Annotated in this window: 16 protein-coding genes; 9 read left to right on the top strand and 7 right to left on the bottom strand. The window is 35.0% G+C overall.

Going from position 1 to position 23,363, the window contains the following annotated elements; genetic code table 11:
* Nucleotides 1-38 precede the first annotated feature (38 nt).
* Entirely contained in the window at nucleotides 39-641 is a 603-nt protein-coding gene (locus ACIQ2L_RS00080; protein WP_396155234.1) for a ribonuclease HII, read from the bottom strand.
* A 187-nt stretch (nucleotides 642-828) separates the two neighbouring features.
* On the opposite strand from ACIQ2L_RS00080, the gene ACIQ2L_RS00075 reads away from it, so the two are divergent.
* From ACIQ2L_RS00075 to ACIQ2L_RS00055, 5 genes are all read left to right on the top strand, one after another.
* Nucleotides 829-3,978, top strand: a complete 3,150-nt coding sequence (locus ACIQ2L_RS00075) for a SusC/RagA family TonB-linked outer membrane protein (protein ID WP_396155232.1) — start codon at nucleotides 829-831, stop codon at nucleotides 3,976-3,978.
* An 11-nt stretch (nucleotides 3,979-3,989) separates the two neighbouring features.
* A complete protein-coding gene (locus ACIQ2L_RS00070) occupies nucleotides 3,990-5,657 on the top strand; it encodes a RagB/SusD family nutrient uptake outer membrane protein (RefSeq protein WP_396155231.1) in 1,668 nt (555 codons plus the stop codon).
* 82 nt (nucleotides 5,658-5,739) lie between these two features.
* Nucleotides 5,740-7,596 carry a S8 family peptidase gene (locus ACIQ2L_RS00065; protein ID WP_396155229.1) on the top strand — a complete coding sequence of 619 codons (1,857 nt, stop codon included), beginning with the start codon at nucleotides 5,740-5,742 and terminating at the stop codon, nucleotides 7,594-7,596.
* A 101-nt stretch (nucleotides 7,597-7,697) separates the two neighbouring features.
* A complete protein-coding gene (locus ACIQ2L_RS00060) occupies nucleotides 7,698-9,629 on the top strand; it encodes a putative porin (RefSeq protein WP_396155227.1) in 1,932 nt (643 codons plus the stop codon).
* A 215-nt stretch (nucleotides 9,630-9,844) separates the two neighbouring features.
* Nucleotides 9,845-11,206, top strand: a complete 1,362-nt coding sequence (locus ACIQ2L_RS00055) for a pyridoxal-phosphate dependent enzyme (RefSeq protein ID WP_396155225.1) — start codon at nucleotides 9,845-9,847, stop codon at nucleotides 11,204-11,206.
* A gap of 31 nt (nucleotides 11,207-11,237) precedes the next feature.
* Here the strand turns inward: ACIQ2L_RS00055 and ACIQ2L_RS00050 are convergent, their stop codons facing one another.
* Nucleotides 11,238-12,887 (bottom strand): PNGase F N-terminal domain-containing protein, encoded by a 1,650-nt coding sequence (locus ACIQ2L_RS00050; RefSeq protein WP_396155223.1) that lies wholly within the window; start codon nucleotides 12,885-12,887, stop codon nucleotides 11,238-11,240.
* 57 nt (nucleotides 12,888-12,944) lie between these two features.
* Here ACIQ2L_RS00050 and ACIQ2L_RS00045 point away from each other — a divergent pair, with 57 nt between their 5' ends.
* Genes ACIQ2L_RS00045 through ACIQ2L_RS00030 form a run of 4 tightly spaced genes read left to right on the top strand, consistent with a single transcriptional unit; the run spans nucleotide 12,945 to nucleotide 16,551 of the window.
* A complete protein-coding gene (locus tag ACIQ2L_RS00045; protein WP_396155221.1) occupies nucleotides 12,945-14,213 on the top strand; it encodes a DUF2851 family protein in 1,269 nt (422 codons plus the stop codon).
* 23 nt (nucleotides 14,214-14,236) lie between these two features.
* Nucleotides 14,237-14,464: a PspC domain-containing protein gene (locus tag ACIQ2L_RS00040; protein WP_396155219.1), complete on the top strand. Its 228-nt coding sequence runs from the start codon at nucleotides 14,237-14,239 to the stop codon at nucleotides 14,462-14,464.
* 5 nt (nucleotides 14,465-14,469) lie between these two features.
* Complete coding sequence (locus ACIQ2L_RS00035) at nucleotides 14,470-15,351, top strand: helix-hairpin-helix domain-containing protein (protein ID WP_396155218.1); 882 nt, start codon at nucleotides 14,470-14,472, stop codon at nucleotides 15,349-15,351.
* A gap of 30 nt (nucleotides 15,352-15,381) precedes the next feature.
* Nucleotides 15,382-16,551 (top strand): acyl-CoA dehydrogenase family protein, encoded by a 1,170-nt coding sequence (locus ACIQ2L_RS00030; protein WP_396155216.1) that lies wholly within the window; start codon nucleotides 15,382-15,384, stop codon nucleotides 16,549-16,551.
* Nucleotides 16,552-16,732: 181 nt separating this feature from the next.
* Here the strand turns inward: ACIQ2L_RS00030 and ACIQ2L_RS00025 are convergent, their stop codons facing one another.
* The 5 genes from ACIQ2L_RS00025 to ACIQ2L_RS00005 form a co-directional block, all read right to left on the bottom strand.
* A complete protein-coding gene (locus tag ACIQ2L_RS00025) occupies nucleotides 16,733-16,957 on the bottom strand; it encodes a hypothetical protein (protein ID WP_396155214.1) in 225 nt (74 codons plus the stop codon).
* Nucleotides 16,958-17,050: 93 nt separating this feature from the next.
* On the bottom strand, nucleotides 17,051-18,790 hold the full coding sequence (locus tag ACIQ2L_RS00020; protein ID WP_396155212.1) for a T9SS type A sorting domain-containing protein: 1,740 nt from the start codon (nucleotides 18,788-18,790) through the stop codon (nucleotides 17,051-17,053).
* Between the two features lie 83 nt (nucleotides 18,791-18,873).
* A complete protein-coding gene (locus ACIQ2L_RS00015) occupies nucleotides 18,874-21,078 on the bottom strand; it encodes a T9SS type A sorting domain-containing protein (protein ID WP_396155210.1) in 2,205 nt (734 codons plus the stop codon).
* Nucleotides 21,079-21,304: 226 nt separating this feature from the next.
* Entirely contained in the window at nucleotides 21,305-23,050 is a 1,746-nt protein-coding gene (locus tag ACIQ2L_RS00010) for a T9SS type A sorting domain-containing protein (protein WP_396155208.1), read from the bottom strand.
* A 92-nt stretch (nucleotides 23,051-23,142) separates the two neighbouring features.
* Nucleotides 23,143-23,363 (bottom strand): T9SS type A sorting domain-containing protein (locus ACIQ2L_RS00005; RefSeq protein WP_396155206.1); only part of this gene is annotated, 221 nt, incomplete at its 5' end.

Here is a 23,363-nt window from a genome sequence, read left to right as displayed (position 1 = left end):
AATTTTTGTATCCTGAGCGTCAACCAGTCGGTTGACAGTCAGTCAAAGGGCAACTTCAATTGTTCTGGCAATAGCCTAAAACTCATTCGATGGTATTTTGTGGTCCCATATTTCCGAATTGCTTCTCGGTGCTCTATTGTTGGGTAACCTTTATTTTTTTTCCAATTATACATCGGAAATTCCTCGTGAATTGTATTCATATAGTCATCTCGGTACGTTTTTGCTAATACCGATGCGGCTGCAATACTCATAAATTTACTATCGCCTTTTATAATTGTTGAAAAGGGAATATCATTAATCGGTTTAAATCGGTTTCCATCAACTATAATATAAGAAGGTAAAGGATTTAGTTTGACGATACATGCCTGCATCGCTTTTATGGAGGCATTTAAAATATTTATTTCATCGATAATTTTAGGTTCAATATGCGTTACCGAAAAGGAAACAGCTATATCTTCAATTAAAGGTTTTAGTTTTTCTCTTATTTTTTCAGAAAGTTGTTTGGAATCGTTAAGCAACTTCATTTCAAAACCATCTGGCAAAACAATAGCGGCTGCTGTAACTGGGCCGGCAAGACACCCTCGACCCGCTTCATCAGTACCGCATTCTATGTCAAAATCTGAAAATTTGAATTGTAGCATTTAAAATATTTTTATAAAAATATAAAAAATGACACAACTCTGTAAACATAATCGTATCATTATTAAGACGTAGCATTTACCTGTACAAACATTTAACAGTATTTGAAAATAATATTTAGTGTTAATATTTGGTTAATTAATAAATAATTAAGAAGTTTGCAGAATAACTAACTCAAATAAAATTAATATGAGATCGAAGTTCAAATGGATTTTTACGCTATTGCTAGCGTTATCAATGCAGTTTTCGTTTGCACAAGAGAAAACTGTAACAGGTGTTGTTTCAGATAAGTCTGGACCGCTACCAGGTGCTAATGTTGTTGTTAAGGGTACCAATCGTTCTGCGCAAGCGGATTTTGATGGTAAATTTTCAATTAAAGCAAAACAGGGCGAAGTTCTTGTGATTTCTTTTGTTGGAATGTCTGACACTTCAATTACAGTTGGTGCAGCAAACACAGTAAATGTAAAATTACAAGACGGAGTAAAACTTGATGAAGTGGTAGTTCAAGGTTATGGTAGAACGGTATCAAAACCTAGACAAATCGGAGCAGTACAGACCGTTACTTCAAAAACGGTCGCTAATAGACCAAACGTTAACGTGCTTCAGTCTTTACAAGGGCAATTAGCAGGTACAAACATTGCTTTAGGTTCCGGTCAGCCAGGAACTAACAAAATTGATGTCATCATTAGAGGGGAAAGTTCACTTAATGCAAGTACTGATCCTTTATACGTTATTGACGGTATTCCTTTGACGCAAGCTTTCTTTAGAAATTTAAACCCTAATGATATCGAAAGTGTAACCGTATTAAAAGATGCTTCTGCTACGGCTATTTATGGTAATAGAGGTTCAAATGGTGTAATATTAATAAGTACTAAAAAAGCTGGTTATGATGAATCAATGTCAATAAGCTATTCTTCTTCTTATGGTACTGCTGAATTTAGAGGCGATAATTATAATTTAGTGAATGCCAAACAGCATCTAAGATTGCAGCAAATATTTGGTGATGGTCCAGGTTTTGATGGTTCTGCACCTACTAATAATGTTACAGGTGATCCTATGTTTTTTGTAGATCCAGATAATATTGATGCATTCACTACAAATACTAATTGGAAAGATGAGTTTTTCAGAATTGGAACTACTCAAAGTCATGATTTAAGCATCTCTTCCGGAGGTAAAAACATGTCTAATTTTACTTCTGTAGGGTATTTTGACCAACAAGGTATTGTACCAACTACTGCTTTTAAAAGATTTTCTATAAGAAGTAACTTTACGGGTAAATCCAATAATGACAAATTTAACTATGGTTTAAATATTGGTTTGACCTATTCAAGAAGAAATCAATTAGAGCAAGAAACAAGAGGCGGAATTAATAATAACGTTCTTCAAAATCCTCTTCAAGGATATCTTTCTTCTGCAGCATACTACAGTCCGTCTACTTATGTAAGTGGCCAACAATTATTTGATGAATATGGTGCTCCGTCGTTAGACATTGTTCCGTTCATGCTTTTAGATTTATTTCAGCCCAAACACGCTCCAAGTTTTTTCGATGAGTATAAAACATTGTTAGCGGCTAACATGAGTTATAAATTGACTAAAGATTTAACGTATTCTGTAACTGCAGGTGCTGATTATACTGAAGACAAGAGAACATTTGCTATCGGTCCAGAAGCCTATCTTTCTATTGTTAGAGCCGTAGGTGCAGGTCAACCATTTCATGGTTTAGAAAATCAAAGAAGTCAAAGAGAATTTATGTTCAATTTTGTGAACAGACTTAACTATAAAAGAGTATTTGCTGAAAAACATACTGTAGATATTTCAGGCTATACAGAGTATTTAAAAGCGCACAGAAGAACTTTCGGATTTCAACAAATTGGTTTAAATCCATTAACTTGGGAGCCTGGAGCAGGAACTGGATACATTCCGTGGAATACTACTTTGCCAATTTCATATCTTCCGACAGTAGGTGCTCAGGCTGGTGCTGGTTTGCCAAATGGTGATGTTGAAGCTGGAACTTTTTCGTATTTTGGAACTTTAGATTACGATTATGATACCAGATTTGGTTTTGCAGGTACCTTAAGACGCGATGCATCTTACCGATTTGTTGATGATTACAAATGGGGAACTTTTTGGTCTGTTGCTGGTAGATGGAACATCTCCAGAGAAAATTTCATTAAGAAAATATCTTGGATTAAAGACTTAAAATTAAGAGCGTCTTACGGGACAACGGGTAATCAGAACGTATTAGCTAGAGGTGAAGATGAGAATACAAGTACAATTTTTCTTGCCTCACAAGCTACAAGAGATTTGAATAGTCTTCAACAAGGATACCCTAACTCTACATCATTCGGAGTTTCAGCTTATGCTAATACAGATTTGAGATGGGAAACTACAGCTCAGACTAATATTGGTATTGATTTTAATATTCAAGGCAGGCTTACAGGTTCATTTGATTGGTATAATAAATTAACTACTGATTTGTATCAATCTATTCCAATTTCAGCAGCTAATGGTATTAGAAATATTAATGGAAACACAGGTGCTCTAAGAAATCAAGGGTATGAATTGTCTTTGCGTTATGACGTATTAAAAGATACCAAGCTTAAATTTTCAGTTTTTGCTAATGGTGCCTTCAACGATAATGAGATTGCTAGTTTAGGTACTTTAGATACGGGTACCGGTTTTATTAGACTTGGGACAGATTTTGCTCAGCAAATAGGACAAACTGCGAATCAATATTATACAGTTCCTTATTTAGGAGTTAATCCTTCAAATGGTAATTTACTTTTCTTAGACATCAACAATAATCCTACAGAAGCACCTACAGATGCTGATAGAAGAACTACTAATAAAAATTATCTTCCTAGATATCAAGGCGGATTTGGTTTCAATTCATCGTATGAAGGGTTTTTCCTAGATGCTTCTTTTGTATATTCTAAAGATTTTTACAAGTTCGACAGTGACTACACTGGCTTGATGGATATAAGAAATGTGAATCCTTTCCCAGTTTCTACTGATTTATTTAATGCATGGACACCCACAAATACAAGCTCAAATATTCCGTCATTGTTTGCAACAAATATAGATGCTGGAGATATATCTGACAGATTCCTTCGTGATGCTTCATTCATACGTTTAAGAAATATTAGTTTTGGTTATGATGTACCGGCTAAATTCTTGAAGCAAACCTTTATTAAAGGGTGTCGTTTCAGAATTCAAGGTGAAAACATCTTAACTTGGACGAAATGGAAAGGTTTTGATCCTGAAACTTTTACAACAAGCGGAACTGGTTATTTCCCAACTCCCAAGGTGTATACTTTTGGTGTAGATATTAATTTTTAATTAAAAATAAAATGAAAAAAAGAATAGTATTTTTAAGTCTTTTTGCTTTGTTGTTTTCATGTAATGATGCAACAGATATTACGCAAAAAGGAGAAATAAACGATGCAAGGTTGTTTACAAACGTTGACAATATGCAATTGTTTTTAAATGAGACTTACGACAGGTTTAATCCTGAAACAGATATCATAGTTTCTTCTCAATTAAGTGATGAAGTAGCTATTGGTGGTGCATTAACGGTAAATGACACACAGCGTTTCTTCGTTTTAACCACAAGTGGTGAAGCTGATGCAATTTGGGCAAATCATTATACTTTAATTAATTATTGTAATCGAGTAATAAGAGGAGGTACCTTCTTTACACCGCCTGCTGGTGATGTTGTACAATACAATTCTATATTAGCTCAAGCAAGAGCTCTGAGAGCATTTGCTCATTTTCAATTGATGGTCTATTTCTCAGAAGATCTTAGCAATGATAATGCACTTGGAGTGATGTTGGTTGATAAAGTCCCTGTAATAAGCGAGGATATCCCTAGAGCTACCAATGGTGATTTGTTTACTTTTATAGAAGATGATTTAGCTTTTGCTGAAGCTAATTTGGGAACTCCGTTAGCCGGAACCACTCCAGTTACTGCTGCAAATTCTTATAAATATGTAAATCAAAATTTTATAAGTGCCTTTAGAGCACGTATGTATTTGTATAGAAAAGATTATGCACAAGCATTAACATATGCTGATTTAGTGATTGGTGCAAGACCATTGTCTACATGTACATTTGCTTTAACTGGTGCTACGGCTGCATATCCGCTTACATCTGCAGTAATTCCACCAGTAGGACCAGCAGCAGGTTCCACAACTATAAATAATAATCCTACTCCAGCTACCCTCGCTAACTCGGTGCAGAGAGCATTGTATTCTATAGACCAATGGACATCTGCTGGGGCTCCAACCTACAGAAAAATGTGGGTTGATACAGATCAGGGAGAATTATTATTTGCTATAGAAAGACCTAACAATAAAACTAATTTTAGTAGCCGATATAACACGAATGGATCTTATCTAACGGGTGCTGTTCTTTATGATATGGGTAGAAATTTATTTAATCTTTATACGCAACCTCTAGGTGGTGGTGCAGAAGATTTCAGAAGATGGTCGTTTGTAGATCGTTCATCAACTATTTCTGCTACTCCAGCAACAGCTACAAGAATTGGTGAACAAATCGTTATTGATAAGTATCCTGGTAAAACGGGAGCACATACCGCTAACGATGTAAAATTGTTTCGTGCTTCTGAAATCTATTTTATTAAAGCGGAATGTTTGGTTAGAAACGGTGATTTAACGGGTGCAGCTGCCTTAATTCAGCAAGTAAGACAGGCGCGTAACTATATTATAGGTGCGACGGTTCCTACGCCTTCTTATGCTAATGCTACTGCTGCATTTGCTGATATTTTGTTAGAAAGAAGAAAAGAATTGGCTTTTGAAGGTCACAGATATATTGACTTGAAACGTTTAGGAGCTGATGCTGGTGCAACAGGAACAGATAGAGATGCTACAGATGGAGCAAATTCTAATGCTACAAGTCCTCTTAACATTCTTTTAGGAGATTACAGATTTACATTACCTATTCCTCAAGCAGAAATTAATATAAATCCATTAACTCAGAATCCAGGATATGTTAATTAATGTAAACATTACTTAATAAATTATTAAAAAACCTCTCATTTCGAGAGGTTTTTTTTATATTTGAAATTAAAAATTTATCGCTATGAAATATATATTATTTTTCTTGTTTTTTACTTCTATACTTTTTTCCCAAACACAAAAAGAACGTGATTTCATTATTAAACAATCTAATCCTCAAGAAGTAGCAGTTTTAAACGAAATTTTAAAAGACAATTATTTTAGAAACCAAACTGAAATACGTGCTTATTTATTAAAAAATCCAAATACGAAGAACCCTACAGCTATTCAAAGAATAATTGATGGTGTTCCAATTTATTATCAAGAAGATAATAATGCACTTTGTGCCCAAACATTAAGAGCCAATGCTTTGTATCCTTCAGGAACTTTAGGATTGTCAGTAACAGGACAAGGTATTACTATTGGAATTTGGGACGGTGGAAGAGTTCGTGAGACCCATGTTGAGTTTGGTAGTGGTCGTCTTACACTTGGTGATGCAGCTACAACGTTGTCTACTCATGCTACCCATGTACTTGGTACTATGATTGCTTCGGGTGTTAGTATATCAAGAAGAGGACTAGCTTATCAAGCATCAGCCATAGCTCATGATTTTGGGAATGATACTAATGAAGTTTTTAACTTTGCCAGTCAAGGTTTTTTAATGTCAAATCATTCTTATGGAAATATTGCTGCCAACTTAGGTGAAAGTTCCTTTGGTGCTTATAATTCTCAATCTAGAGAAGCTGACAATTTAATGTACACATTTCCTTTTTATCAAATGGTAAAGTCTGCAGGAAATGATAGAAATTCAACTACTTTAAGCCAAGTAGCACTAAAAGGAGGTTATGATTTACTTACGGGTGTAGGAAATGCTAAAAATGTGATTACAGTTGCAGCTGTTGAAGGCTTTATGACAAATACAATGGATAATTCTTTAGTGATGTCTGATTTCAGTAATTTTGGTCCTACAGATGACGGAAGGATAAAGCCTGATTTGTCATCAAAAGGTATCGCTGTATCTTCAACAATATCTGTATCAGATTTTGGATATTCTGAATTGCAAGGTACTTCAATGGCTTCTCCTGGAGTCACAGGATTAATTGCACTTTTGCAAAAACATTATAATAATCTAAATCCGGGTACTTTTATGAGATCAGCTACCGTAAGAGCACTATTGTTTCAATCTGCTCGTGAAGCTGGTGATTTTCTTGGCCCTGATTATAGATTTGGTTGGGGTGTACCAGACGGAACCGCAGCCGCTCGTATTATTTCGACTAAAAATACTTCTACTATTCTTGAAGAAAATACTTTAAATGACCAGCAAGTATATACTAAAAACATAACAATTAATTCGGTTCAAGATATTAATATTGCTATCGCTTGGACCGATCGTGTAGGAGTTGCCAACGGTAATGGTGAAATTGACGATCGTACGCCTAGATTAATAAACAATTTAGATCTAAAGATTCTAAAAGACGGTACAACTTATTATCCTTGGAAATTAGATCCTGATACTCCTGAAAATGCAGCAACCAATACTACGGATAATGATGTTGATAATAGTGAAAGAGTAAACATATATGCTGCTCAACCTGGAGTATATACCATTCAAGTTACTCATAAAGGATCATTAGTAGGCGGTTTACAGGATTTTTCATTGGCAGGAAGCGCAAGCGGAACTGGTCTAGGTTTGAATTCACGTGATTTTGATAACAACGTATTTATCTACCCAAATCCAGCCAATACTATTTTAAACTTTCAAACTAAAAATGACATTACAATCGATACAGTATCAGTTACGGATGTATCTGGTAAACAAATTTTTAAATCTACAAATACAATAGATAATGCAATCGATGTTTCTCATCTTTCTTCGGGAGTTTATTTTGTAACGTTTACATCAGATTCAAATTCAGTTACTAAGAAGTTTATAAAAGAATAAATTTTTCAACATATTATATAAAACCATCCGTTTTAACGGATGGTTTTTTTATGATTTTATTACAAATAGTTTTGTGTATTTTTGTTTCGAAATATTTTATAATGAAATACCTAGTAACGCTATTCTTTTTATTGTTTTTTGCAGTTGGTTTTTCTCAAGTTAAAAACGAAGGGAAATCTCTTGAGAATCAAGAGTCAAAAGATGTTCCGAAAAAACAACCCAAAGCAACCATTGATCAATACCGAATTATTACACTACAAAAAGATACGACTTATGTCGACACTTCTTTAACCATAAAAAAAGAATACGAATTCAATTATTTGCGCAAAGATATTTATGGACTTTTGCCTTTCGCCAACGAAGGACAAACCTATACGGTTTTAGATTTTGGATTGCAGCATTTCAAATCATTCCCCGAAATTGGTTTTTCAGGAAAGCAATTTAATCATTTAGGAGTAGACGATATCAACTATTATTCAGTAGCAACTCCAGTTACCGAGTTGTATTTCAAAACCGTTATGGAGCAAGGGCAATGTGTAGATGCATTTATAACAGTAAATACCTCCGAACGATTTAATATATCGATTGCTTATAAAGGATTACGATCTTTGGGAAAATACATAAATCAACTTTCGAGCACAGGAAATTTTAGATTTACCTCAAGCTACAATACGTTGAACAAAAGATACTATTTGAACCTCCATTTTACGGGACAAGATTTTTTAAACGGAGAAAATGGTGGTATTACAACTGTTGAGGATTTTGAAAACGGAGACGATGCTTTTGCTAACCGTGCCCGATTAGAAGTATTTCTAAAAGACGCCAAAAGCTTTATGAAAAGTAAAAGAATTTTCTTTGACCACAATTTTAGAATTAACGGTAAAAAAGGCAATAACAATCTTTTTATCACGCATCAATTTAACTACGAAAACAAATTATTTGAATACAATCAAAAAACAGTACAATCAACTGTTGGGAATGCCATCATAGACCGTTTTGGAGATTCCTATGTGTCTTCCAACATCAATGATCAAATACGTTATAACCGAATGTATAACAAAGTAGGCGCAATTTACGAAAATGCAACGCTGGGTAAATTTCAGTTTTTTGCCGAAGATTTTCGATATAATTATTACTATAATCGAATTTTAATTTTAGATTCAGGGGTTATTCCAAGTGCTTTAAATGATGAAATCAATACTGTTGGGGGCCAGTACGATTACAGAAAGAATAAGTGGAACGGAACGTTTTCCTATTCCAATTCCATTTCTAATCAACCCATGTCAAACTTTGATGCTAAACTGAATTATAAACTGAATGATAAAAATGAATTTGTTTTTCAATATCAAATGATCAATAAAATTCCAGACCAGATTTATAATTTACACCAAAGTAGTTTCATTGATTATAATTGGTTTAACGATTTTAAGAACGAAAAGATTAACAATATCGAAGCAACTGCCAAAACGCAATGGTTTGACGCTTCACTACAAGTAAGCTCCATAAGAGATCATTTGTATTTTAGTAACGATGCGACCGATCCACTGCAACAAATAATTTCACCAAAACAATACGACAAAACCATCAATTACCTATCCGTAAAAGTCAGTCGCGAGTTTAAATGGTGGAAATTAGCGTTAGACAACACGGTACTTTATCAACAGGTAGATCAGGAGGAAGCTATTCTAAATGTTCCGCAGTTCGTTACTAGAAATTCATTGTATTTTACAAATTATTTTTTCAAAAAAGCATTGTACCTTCAAACTGGATTCGTGTTTAATTATTTCACCAAATATTATATCAACGATTATAACCCGGTTACGGTGGAAGCCTTTGTTCAAAATGAAAGAAAGGTTGGTGATTTCCCAATGATAGATTTCTTCGTTAATGCGCGAATTCGTCAAACCAGAATCTTCTTTAAATTAGAACATTTGAATTCTAGAATAACCGGAAATAATTTTTATACAGCACCCAATTATCCCTATCGCGATTTTATGATTCGGTTTGGGTTAGTGTGGAATTTCTTTCAATAGTTTTTTCTTGGGCGTGAAAACGCGCTGTCCACTATATCTTTTCTCTCGTTTTAAGAACGAGACAAAAGGATGCCGTTCCCATCACGCACGCATACGTTTTCGAATTAACGTTCTCCAAACTTGCAAACCTTCTTTTTATCAATATCTTTGTAACCAATAATAAAAAGACGAGGTAACAGCTACTCAGTCACTAAGCTACACAATAAAAAAGACGAATGACATACGCAGAAAACATATTAGGAACTATCGGAAACACACCCTTAGTCAAAATTAACAAAGTGGTAGAAGGAATTGATGCCTTGGTTTTAGCCAAAGTAGAAACCTTCAATCCAGGAAATTCTACCAAAGACCGAATGGCTCTTAAAATGGTAGAAGATGCCGAAGCCGACGGAAGATTACAACCAGGAGGAACCATTATCGAAGGTACCTCTGGAAATACCGGAATGGGATTGGCTCTTGCTGCTATTGTTAAAGGTTACAAATGTATTTTTGTGATTACCGACAAACAGTCCAAGGAAAAAATGGATATTCTTCGTGCCGTTGGTGCTAAAGTTATTGTTTGCCCTACCGATGTCGAACCTACAGATCCACGTTCTTATTATTCCGTTTCTAAAAGATTAGGTACCGAAATTCCCAATTCTTGGTATGTAAATCAATATGATAATCCATCAAACGCCATTGCCCATTACCAACAAACGGGTCCAGAAATTTGGGAACAAACCGACGGAAAAGTGACTCATTTTGTAGTTGGGGTTGGAACGGGTGGCACTATTTCGGGTATCGGAAAATATTTAAAAGAAAAAAATCCAAACATCAAAGTATGGGGAATTGACACCTACGGTTCGGTATTTAAAAAATACCACGAAACCGGAATTTTTGATGAGAACGAAATCTATTCTTATATCACGGAAGGAATTGGAGAAGATATTTTACCAAAAAATGTTGACTTTTCAGTAATTGATGGTTTTACCAAAGTAACCGATAAAGATGCTGCGGTGTATACCCGAAAAATTGCTTTAGAAGAAGGAATTTTTGTGGGTAACTCTGCCGGCGCCTGTGTCAAAGGATTGCACCAACTGAAAGAACATTTCAAGAAAGATGATGTTGTAGTAGTGTTGTTCCATGATTCAGGAAGTCGTTACGTTGGAAAAATGTTCAATGACGATTGGATGCGTGAAAGAGGCTTTCTGGATGAAGAAATCACCAAAGCCGAAGACGTAATTAAAGACCACAAAGACAAACCATTGGTAGTGGTGCGTACCGAAGAATTAGTTTCACATGCCATTGAAAGATTGAAAAAATATAAAATTTCTCAGATTCCAGTTATTGACACAACTGGTTTTGTTGGGAGTTTAGATGAAACGGATTTATTCAGAAGTTATGTAGAAGATAAAAACATAGCCGAAAAACCAATACGTGAAATTATGGGCAAACCGTATCCAATCGTAAATGCTAATGCACCAATTGATGAAGTTTCTAGATTATTCAATAGAGACAATCAAGCCGTTTTAGTTGATTTAGGAAATGGTAAATACCATATTATCACTAAACACGATATTATTGGTTCGATAAAATAATTATTCATAACTCCCGCTCCTTCGGAGAGGCTTATTCCCCAATCAAAACTCCCGACACATTCCAAGCGCTAAAACTAGTACTTTCGGGCAAACCTTGCGGAATTTTTATTTGTAGGGTATGAATTCCTGCTTCTAAGTCACCTAAATCAATGAAAATAGGATTCGTTACCGTTCCGGGACACCAATTGGATCGACTGTAATCGGATGATGATAATCCGTTTGGAAAATTGCCCGATGCCGGATTTGACAAACGATACGAGCCACAATCTTGTCGCCATGGCGTGAAACTAAACACTTCTTTTCGGTCAAGAAGAATTGTATTTTTTTTAGGCACAAACTCATCGCCATTTTCCCAACCTCCATGACCAGTTGTAATATAGCGGAGTTTACAATTTTTCATTGGTTTGTCTAATTGAAAAGTGACTTCCAAACCTTTATCGGAATTGAACATCGTTCCATATTCTTGTCCCGCCATTTCCATAATGTTATTGGTACAAAAAAGAGGTACTACTTGCGATGCAATCGCTTTGCTTTCTTCTTCAGTATGAATGGTAATATTGGCCGATACTTTATGTCCGCCTTTATCATAATTGCCAATATTTATGCCAATCCAAACCTCCTGATTAGTAAGTAAACTTCTCAAATCTGAAACATCTTGTCGGTACAACACATTTTCAGCCCAAATTTTATCTTTAAGTTGTAACGTGTTGTATTGCTTTACACCAAAAGGAGTGAAGAAACGCATTAATTCTACTAAAGGGGAATAGGTTGCATTAACAACCATGCCTTGATACTCTTTACCGTTTCCGTTGTTGTAAATCGGTAACGTTTTGACTCCATTTCGCATTCCATCTAAAAATGAAATCGGTTTATCCGTTGGGATAATAAAAAAAGAACCTGTTCGGTCATAAGCATCGCCATTGGATTGTTCGGTAACATCTACAAAAATCTGACTCCCGACTTTTATTTCAGGGATTTTTATTTTTCGAACAGCAATCGTTCCGTTGGCAAAACAAAGAATACTATCGCTGGACTTTGAAGCATCCGAAAAGTTAATAATTTGATCTTTAAAAACAGAAATTGTAGTAAAACGACTTTTCCAAAGCAAATCTTTATAGGTCAGCATATCTATTGATTTAGATAAATCCGGTTTTGTCGGAAACAGTTTTATTTCCTCAACTTTAGTGGCCTTAATGACAAAATTTCCATTCCGAACCATTTCTATAACTAACCCCAGATTCTGCCCCAAAATAGTGGGCGCTCCTTTTACTTTTAATTCATCAGTATACCAGAGTTCTATAGTGTTTGAATTGATAATAGTTTTAGCTTTTTTGCAATGATAGCCCAAAATCTTTTGGGTATCACTTAGATATTCAAAAGTTTGCTTTCCGAGTGAAATGCTGTCTTTAGAATGGATGGTTTTAGTCGCATTCAAATTAGCTACTTGATTAAAGGAATTTGTTTTTCTATCGATAATAGTAGTCTCATTTGGAAAATCAGCTTTTCCGTTAAAAATATTTTGCGAACCTATCTGAGTGATATCAGATCTGGTAAAAACTACAATCGGATCTTGATTTTCTATCAAACTTCCATTCGAACTCTTCAGATAAGTGATTTTATAGTTTTGGGAAAATGAAATTCCGTAAACCATCATAAAAATTAAAAAAGGTAATTTTTTCATTACAAAAAATTTGAATATAAAAGTAATTTTCTTACTTTAGATAAAAATTTAACTCACATGAAAGAAGAATTTCTTCATTATGTATGGCAATATAAGAAGTTTGACTTTTCAAACCTAACAACTGTTGCGGGAGAATCACTAACGGTATACAATTTTGGCAACTATTTGCAACAAACAGGTCCTGATTTTTTTAATGCTCAGATTCGTATTGGGAATCAAAAGTGGGCGGGAAATATTGAAATTCATATCAAATCTTCTGATTGGTATTTGCATCATCATGAGAAAGATAGTAATTATGATAATGTAATTCTTCATGTGGTTTGGGAACATGATGCACCCGTATTTAGAAAAGACAATTCAGAAATTCCTGTTTTGGAACTAAAACATTTTGTAACTAATGATGTACTGCGCAATTATCAAGAATTAACCTCAGCGAAAACTTGGATTTATTGTGAAAATCAAATTAATGCTGTCGATGCATTTGTTCTACAAAATTGGCAAGAGCGTTTGTTTTTTGAACGTTTAGAACGAAAAGAAGTTTTTATTAAACAACTTTTACAGGAAACACAAAATGATTGGGAAGCGGTATTATTTTGTATGTTGGCAAAGAATTTTGGTTTAAATACCAACGGAGAAACTTTTTTGAAAATTGCCAAATCGATTCCGTTTTCCATTATTAGAAAAGAACGTGATCAGGTAGAAAATTTAGAAAGCTTATTTTTTGGAAGAGCAAATGTATTGCCATCAGAATGTCAAGACCGCTACACAAAGGATTTAGAAAAAAGATTTGACTATAACCTTCAGAAATATCAATTACAAAAAGTAATTATAGAACCTGTTCAATTTTTTAAGCATCGCCCCGATAATTTTCCAACAATACGTTTAGCGCAATTGGCGATGTTATACCATAAAGAACAAAATTTATTTTCAAAAGTAATTATAATCCAAACACTAAAAGAACTTTACCAATTGTTTACCATTACAATTACTGAATATTGGCAAACCCATTATCAATTTGATAAAATTAGCCCAAAAAAGAAAAAGCAATTTTCAAAGTCATTTATAGATTTGTTAGTGATCAATACCATTATTCCAATTCAGTTTGCTTATGCCAAAAGTCAAGGGAAAGAAGTTTCGGAAACGTTGTTAAATTTACTAAAAGAAGTAGCTGCCGAGAAAAATGTTATTATTGATAAGTTTTCCAGTTTTGGAATCAAAGCAAAAAATGCTTTTGAAACACAATCGCTATTAGAACTTAAAAATGAATATTGTAATCATGGTAAATGTTTGCAATGTGCTGTTGGAATTCAACTTTTAAAAGAGTAACTTTAAATTTTTAATTCAAAAAAATGACACCCGTAATACAATTAAAATATTTCTTCGAAAAACATGGCTTTCATGTCTCCTCTCGTCTCGCTGACAGACTGGGAATGCGCGCTTCTGATGTTCGTTTATTTTTTATTTACATCACTTTTGTAACGGCTGGATTATGGTTTGGGGTTTATTTAACCATAGCTTTTTGGATTAAATTGAAAGATTTAATTCGGGGCAAAAGAACCTCCGTTTTTGATTTATAAGCGCTATGAATACCAACAATTCAGTTATACGTTCTGTCTTGAGTTATTCGAAAAGTCAACGAATTGGTATCATTTTGTTTTTTCTGATTATTGTTTTGGCTCAAGGAATTTACTATTTCTATAATTTTTCAGATGGTAAACTTAACAATAATGAAAAGGATACATGGTTGGCCAATCAAAGTACAGTTGATAGCATAAAACTTAGTAATATAAACTACAAACCAACACTATATCCGTTTAATCCAAATTTCATCACCGATTTTAAAGGATATAAATTAGGAATGTCTGTAGATGAAATTGATAGACTTCTTGCTTTTCGTAAACAAAATAAATTTGTAAATTCTGCTCAAGAGTTTCAAGCGGTGACTAAAGTGTCGGATTCTTTGTTAAAAGCTATTTCTCCTTATTTCAAATTTCCCGATTGGGTGCAGAGTAAAAAAAATAGTTACCAACCTTATGAAAATAAAAATGAATCTAAAGTTGAAAAAGTAATTGTTCTTGACATCAATCAGGCCAATAAAGAAGATTTGATGAAAATTTATGGCATAGGCGATAAAATTTCGGACAGAATTTTAGAACAAAAACAAAAATATGGCGCTTTCGTTTCTATGGAGCAAATGAATGACATTTGGGGTTTATCACCAGAAGTTATCGAAAAATTGAAAGGGTCATTTGAGGTAAAATCGGTTACTAATGCTAAAAAGATTAATATCAATACAGCATCCGTCAAAGAGTTAGCTCAATTTCCTTTTTTCAGATATGCTTTAGCCAAAGATATTGTCATTTACCGAAGTATGAACGGCGATATAAAGACCGAAGATTTGTCAAAAATTAAAGGATTCCCTATTGATAAGATTAAGATAATTGCCTTATATTTGGAATTCTAAAAAAAATAAGAAAAAAAATTGCCTGCTTATATGAATTCAACCTATTTTACAGAAGAACACGAGTTGTTTAGAAAGAGTTTCCAAGATTTTTTGCAAAAAGAAGTAGTGCCACACATTGAAAAATGGGAAAAAACAGGTACTATAGAACGCTTTATTTGGGAGAAGTTTGGTGAAATGGGGTTTTTTGGGATTGCCTATCCCGAAGCTTATGGTGGAATGAATTTGGATTTGTTTTATACCGTGGTGTTCTTAGAAGAACTTCAAAAAATTAAATCTTCAGGTTTTGCCGCAGCCATGTGGGCGCATGCCTATTTAGCCATGACGCATCTCAATGCTGAAGGCGATGAGCGAATCAAACGAGACTATTTAGCACCAAGTATTGCTGGAAAAAAAATTGGAGCATTGTGTATTTCGGAACCATTTGGAGGAAGCGATGTGGCTGGTATGAAAACTACGGCTATTAAAAATGGGAATAAATACAGTATTAACGGCTCAAAAACATTCATAACCAATGGTGTTTATGCCGATTACTACATTGTAGCCGCAAAAACAAGTCCCGAACTAGGAAATAAAGGAATTAGTATTTTTTTAATGGATACTAATCTAAAAGGTGTTTCTGCAACGAAGTTAGACAAATTAGGTTGGAGAGCTTCGGACACTGCTGAAATTGCTTTTGATAATGTTGAAATTCCGGAAGAAAATTTAATGGGCGAAGCAGGTAAAGGTTTTCCATACATCATGCAACATTTTGCTTTAGAACGATTAATCATGGCAATTAATGCGCATGCTAGAGCCGAATATGCGATAGACTATACTATTGAGTATATGTCACAACGTGAAGCTTTTGGTACCACCATCAACAAGTTTCAAGCATTACGACATACCATGGTGGATCACGCAACGGAAGTAGAACATTGTAAGATATTCAATTATGCTGCAGTTGCCCGATTAAACAAAGGTGAATATGTAGTTAAAGAAGCTACTATGGCGAAACTAAAATCAACTAAAGTAGCGGATGAAGCCATTTATAGCTGTTTGCAAATGCTGGGCGGTTACGGTTATATGGAAGAATATCCTTTGGCACGTTTGTTACGCGATAGTAGATTGGGACCAATAGGTGGTGGAACATCTGAAATTCTCAGAGAGATTTTGTCTAAAATGATTATTGATAAGCAGAACTATCAGCCGGCGGTTAAATAAAGGTTTTAATTAAGTAGCTATTCCAGCTATTCGCTTTTATCTTTTTTCAAAAACTGTGTTTTTCTATATAAAAAAAGGAGCTAGGTCGCTCTTTTTTTATATGAAAAATCTACCGTTTTTAATAAAAAGGATAACCGCTTCTATCTGGGCTAGGACAATCAATATCAAATAGAAAAGCCAATTAAAATGATGTGCTATCCCCGGAGGGAATACCAATAGTAATGGAACTATTTTTTTCATAGTTTGTTATTATTATTGATTTTGCTATTGCTATTGCTATTGACATTGATTTTGCTATTGCTATTGCTATTGACATTGAATTTGATATTGCTATTGCTATTGACATTGAATTTGATATTGACATTGCTATTGACATTGAATTTGATATTGCTATTGCTATTGACATTGAATTTGATATTGACATTGAATTTGTTATTGTAGTTGTCTTTTTTAATCATCAATCAACAACCTGTCTGCCGACAGGCAGGTCAACAATCCTTTATTCTTTTATAAACTTTCCCTTCCAATTACCATAAGTAGTAGTAAGCGAAACAAAATAAATTCCCGCTTGCAAGTTGCTTACATCCATACTATTGATTTCATCCGCTTTTTGATGTACGACTATTTGCCCAAGTGAGTTAGCTATGGTAACACCAGTTACATTCACTTCAATATTATCAGGAAGTTTTATATTTAAAACATCTTTAGTGGGATTTGGGTATAGTTTTATGGCTTTTTCTAGAGCTGCAACAGTATTTGTGCCTAGGCAGTTTATGGTTAAATTCAAAACCATCGTTGTGGTTGTGCCGCATTCGTTGGTCATTAGACAAGTATATGCGCCTGCATCGCTAGCAGTAAGATTGGTAAGGTTTAGGATACCGGTGGTTTGCCCGCTTACAGCAACATTATTTTTTTGCCATTGATAGCTGGTGGCATTGGTGTTTTGAATGTCATAGGTGAAGTTACCACCTACACACGCATCAAAAGTAGTAACATCAAAAAAATGATAGGATGGTTTACGGCATATTTCGATGAGGTTTTGCGTTGAAGCTTGGTTTCCAAAATCGCTGTAAGTGAGGGCGTCTGGGAATTGCAAAGAATTGGTATTGATGTTAAATTTGAAGAGACCTGTATTAGCAAGATTTCCTGCAAATTCTCCAGTACTTAATTTTATTATATTATTTGGTAAATTTCTAAAAGTTAAAAAATCGGCAAGTTTTGCCATGCTATTGGTAGTGGGGTTGTATTCAAAAATGGTACCTGCTTTGTTTAATATACCCGATGTAAAAGGGGATCTATAATTGTCGCCTCCATTTTCGCAAACACCTATAAGATTACCGTTATCTCCAAGCACAAAAGATTTAGGTAGAAATCCTAATCCGTTAGTAGCATCAAAAAGATATTTATTTGTTAAGGTATTCGTTTGGATATTAAATTCAACTAGTGCACCAACTACATAACTGGTGTCAGGAGGTATAATCTGATCTGCCATTGTAGTAAAAAAAATTTTATTGGGAAGTGCTTCAATTAATATGCCCTCTGAACCTACACCTGGATCACCATTACAATTAAAAGTTGCTACTCTTTGAGCAGTGTTTGTGGTTGTATTTATTCTAATAACACTGCCTAGATTGGGTTGATTAGCACCTGGACCAGTACACGGGAAAGAATTGTCAGATATGGCATATACAAAACCATTGGAAGCTTTGATTAAATCGCTATATATACCTCCCATGGCTACAAACGAATAGGTATGTGTTAGCGTTGTAACTGTTTCGGTAGCGAGGTCATAAACAAAAAACCCCCCACCAAGATTACCTCCATACAATTTTCCAGGAATAGGCTCGATTAAACCAGATGTAGGGCATGCTTGCGATAAGAATGTGCCATCAAAAAAATGTACCACTCTGTAGGTGTCAAAAATTAAATCGTATTCATAAAGCACACCGTTACCATCTTCTCCAGTTGGACTATTACTGGCAATGCCACCGAAAGGTGTAGTTCCATAAAGCTTACCGTTACTGGCTAAAAATAGTTTACCATTGGGTAATTTTCCAGTAGGAAAGTTGAATTGATGAATGGTAACCGCATTTTCTCCATTGATGTCAAACTTGACGATGTTGCCTTGAACCTGAGCCAAACTTGGTTGTCGTGTTGTACCCCAAAGTTCTTTTTGTGCGTATAAGCCCCCGAGCCCCCAAAGGGGGAATATAAAAAGAAACGTAATTATATTTTTCATATATTTTATGTTAAATTCAAAAACAATTAAAAATAAGAAAGTTTAGGCACATTGCGCCTAAACTTTCAATATTTTACTTATAATTATTTAATAATAATTTGTCTGGCTTCTTGTTTGCCATCAACACGCAGTACTACAAAGTAGGTGCCACTTTGCAATCCTTCTTTTTCAATTTTGTTGTCTCCGTTGTGTAATTTGTACGTTTGGATTTCATTGCCTGAAAAGTCGGTTAATGTGGCACTAGCGCTTTCATTAAAACCTGCAACCTTAATAGTAAAGTTACCATTATTAGGGTTTGGTGAAATAATTACATTTTTAATTTCGCCTTTTATCGGATTGTTAGCTAGTCTTTGCGTAAGCGACCCGACTGTACTGGCACAAACTTGTATTGGGCCAGGTAAATTGGCGCATACAGATGTTATAGCTAAACCACCTGAACCCGAAATACTTAAAACATTATTGGTACCACCGCCAATGCTGGTTACGGAAACATTTCCTGATGTAGCAGTATAAGTGGTAAATACTTGGTTAGGAGCAACGCCTGTCCCTATAACCCAGGAGGTTACTGCGCCACAAGCACCATTAACTAAGTATTGGTCGGGAAATCCACCTCCAGGAAAATTAGTTGATACTGCAATATAATTTATTGTTTTTGTAGTAGTGGCACTATTACATCCATTAGTGCCAATTACTTTTACGCTAAGTGTTACCGAGTTAGTACCCACAGCACTATTGAATATAAAACTAGGGTTTGCTATGTTATTAGCTCCAGAAATAGTTACACCTGCAGGTAATGGTGTCCAGTCGTAAGTGGCACCACTAATTGGTGTAACTCCAACGGTAGTAATTGCAGTCGCACTTCTTGCTACGCAATTTGGTGTACCCACACTAAAGATTGGTGTTGCAGGTTTAACGTTAATTGTATAAGAAACAGAAGTAGTATTACAGGATGCTGTTCCAGATGTTGCAATCAGAGAGAAGGAACCCCCTGCAGTTCCTGAAGTATTTACCGTAACAGTTGACGAAGTTGCATTTTGAAGAGTGATACCCGTTAAAGAATTAGGTGATAAATTTTCAATTGACCATACAATACTGTTGGATGTGGAAGGGCTTAACGTAAAACTGTTTCCATTAGAAGTACTGGAAATACAGTTGGTTATAGATCCTGTAGGGATAACAGTCAATGGGGCTGTAAAACTTCGGTTGATTTGATACGTAAAAACGGTCGGAACACAAGCACTGCTTGTAATAGTCATTACCAAATCTCCAGGATTATTGTTTGGCGTGTTTATTGTAAGCGAAGTGTTTGTTGTACCAATAATAGGAGGGTTAATTGTCCAACCTGTAGTTGATGATGTCCAGACGTAAGTATTCGATGTGTTTGGATACACAATTGTGAAGGAAGAAACTCCTGTAGGGTGACAAGATGGAGGGGCAACAATATACTGTGGAGCACGAGGAGTGCCTATAATTGATTTGGATACACAAGTTGTGTGTGAAACATAGGCTACATTTCCATCCCAATCATTAGCTCTTCCATAGCAGCATTGGAGTGTAAACGAAGAAACATTTTCACCAGTTTTTATTGTTATGGAACTGTTGTCAGGAGAATTGTAAAGCAAAGTACAGCCATCTGGCAATCCGCTCCAATAATAGGAGTCAAAACCAATTTCATCAGTTGGGTTATCACTGGCTATTGGGTCAACAGAGAATGTATAAGTGGTATTAGGGAGTACACAGTCAGAGCCAAGTATAGGTGGAACAAGATTTTTTTCTTTATCGTTTTTATAGCGTTTATAAACATCAAACTTTATCTTTTCTAAGCATCGTCTATCATAATACGTAACCACTATTCTACCTTTACTTCTTGCCCAACGAGGATCTAAATTGGATTGTGAAGCCGATGGCATTTCGCCCAAACGCAGCTTTTTGTTGTACGATTGAATGTTTACTGGATTGATAGCTCCTGTTAGCTGCAGTGCTTCGTTATAGGATGTTTCGGTTTGTAAAGATAAATCGCCAAGCAATTCCCATTGAATAAGTTCATAATCATTTGAAGCATAATAAAAATTTCCTTCACTTTCAGGAAAATCAAACGGGTCGGGCATAACCACAATACCGCCATTTCCCACTGCACCTCCAAATCCAGTGCTGGCGCCAAGACCTGTTCCTGCAACTACCACTTCACACATGGGAGGGACTTTTATAACAGGTTGCGCAAAAGTAGTAATAGTTTTAAGTAAACATACCATCATGAGGAGGTATAACCTTATATGTGTTGTTTTCATTGTTTTTAGTTTATTTAATGGATTAAAATAAGAAGTAAACTACTTATTTCTAATTAAATGGTTAGTTATTGTTAGTAGCTTTTTTTAAGTCTATAACAGACCTTTCTTAAAAAGAAGTGCTTTTTCTATTGTAGTTTTTATTGCTATTGATATTGTAATTGCTAGTGTAGTTTTTTTTAAATCATCAATCAAAAACCTGTCTGCCGACAGGCAGGTCTTTAATTTGTTACTCCTTCACAAACTTTCCTTTCCAATCTCCATAATTAGTAGTAAGATTGATAAAGTAGATGCCACTTTGTAAATGGCTTACATCGAGAGTAGTTACACCTTGCGTTTTTTGTTCTAGCACGATTTGTCCAAGTGAATTAGCAATGGTAACACCCGTTACATTTACTTCAATATTTTCAGGAAGTTGTATGTTTAGACTATTTTTGGTTGGATTAGGATAAAGTTTTATGGCTTTATCAAGTTGTGCAACGGTGTTGGTACCTAAACAATTCACGGTCAAGTTTAACGCCATGGTGTTGGTAGTACCACATTCGTTGGTCATGACACAAGTATAAGCTCCTGCATCGCTGGCAGTAAGATTGGTAAGGTTTAAGACTCCTGTTGTTTGTCCAGTTACCGCTACATTGTTTTTTAACCATTGATAACTTGTAGCATTGGTGTTTTGAATGTCATAAGTAAACGTCCCACCGATACAACTATCAAAGTTGGTAACAATTATTTCTTGGTATGCAGGTTTGCGACAAATTTCGATGAGGTTTGCTGCATTATATAAATTTATATTACTGCTTGTATAATTAGGTATTGTAATGGTGTTGGTATCTGAACTCCACCTAAACAAACCGCCACTAGGTATAGTTCCTACAAAGGCACCTAAACTTGTTCTCATTAATGAGGTTGGATAACTGACGTAGTTATTTAAATTGGTAGGGCTATTAAAACTATTCAGCCCAAAATATTGTTTCACTTCGAGCACGCTGGTTGCAGGAATATATTCATAAAGCGTGCCCCGAAAATCGGTTGGGTTAGTACTAGTGTTGCCCGGTGGTATACCACCTTCTTGGCACAAACCATAAAGTTTGCCGTTGTCGCCTTGGACTAAATTAAGGGGATAAACACCATGAAGTGAATAATCAAAATCTATTTTTGTAGTAAAAACATTGGTATTTAAATTAAATTGAAATATCGTTCCTCCTCGTAAAAATGGATTTGTCATCGTGTGTATTCCTCCCGAAAGGTTCGTTCCAAGTAGTATGCCGGGACTAATTTCTACTAATTTAGTGGGAGCTGTACCATTATTACCACTACAGCTATAAGTAAAAAGAGTGGTTGTTAAATTGGTAGCTAAATTATATCTAAAAATTGTTCCTTGAGCGGGTTCATTAGCTATGGTGCTTGAACAATTACCTCCCCATGAAGTGCCATAAATAAATCCGTTAGAAGCAATCATCAACTCGTCATAAATATTATTGATAGGAATAAAATTGGAAAAAGTTATATTCTGAGTTACAAAATCATATCTAAAAATACGATTTGCAGTTGCACCAATTAGTATTCCGGGTGTTGGTTCTATTACTCCTATATAGGGATTGTAACCCTCATCAATACTATTTAAATCAAAATAATGTAAAACCGAGTATTTATTGAAAATCAAATCATATTCAAATAAAACCCCTCCTGAAGCATTTGAGCTTCCAGCACCAGGAATCCCACCTTCTTTAGCAGTACCATATAATTTTCCGTTACTGGCAAGAAATAATTTCCCTACAGGCGTAGAACCATCTATACCGTCAAATTCGTAAACAATAGCAGGATTTTCGCCATTAATGTCATATTGGGTTATATTGCCGTAGTAGGGTGGGGTTAAACCTGTATTACCAGTATTTACGCCAATTAATGTTTTTTGAGCATAGCCGCCAATCCCTATAAGAGGGAATAGTACTAGTAGTGTAATTATTTTTTTCATAATTGTTGTACTTTAATCAATGATAAACAGCGCTATAAAAATAAGGAAGTTTTGGAGCTATACTCCAAAACTTCCTATTTAATTATGAATAATTATTTAATAATAATTTGTCTGGCTTCTTGTTTGCCATCAACACGCAGTACTACAAAGTAGGTGCCACTTTGCAATCCTTCTTTTTCAATTTTATTGTCTCCGTTGTGTAATTTGTACGTTTGGATTTCATTGCCTGAAAAGTCGGTTAATGTGGCACTAGCGCTTTCATTAAAACCTGCAACCTTAATAGTAAAGTTACCATTATTAGGGTTTGGTGAAA

It is taken from the genome of Flavobacterium sp. (assembly GCF_044369455.1).
In the GTDB taxonomy this organism is placed as follows: Bacteria; Bacteroidota; Bacteroidia; order Flavobacteriales; family Flavobacteriaceae; genus Flavobacterium.
The sequence above is the reverse complement of the archived record's forward strand: the minus strand, read 5'-3'. Positions and strand labels throughout refer to the sequence as shown.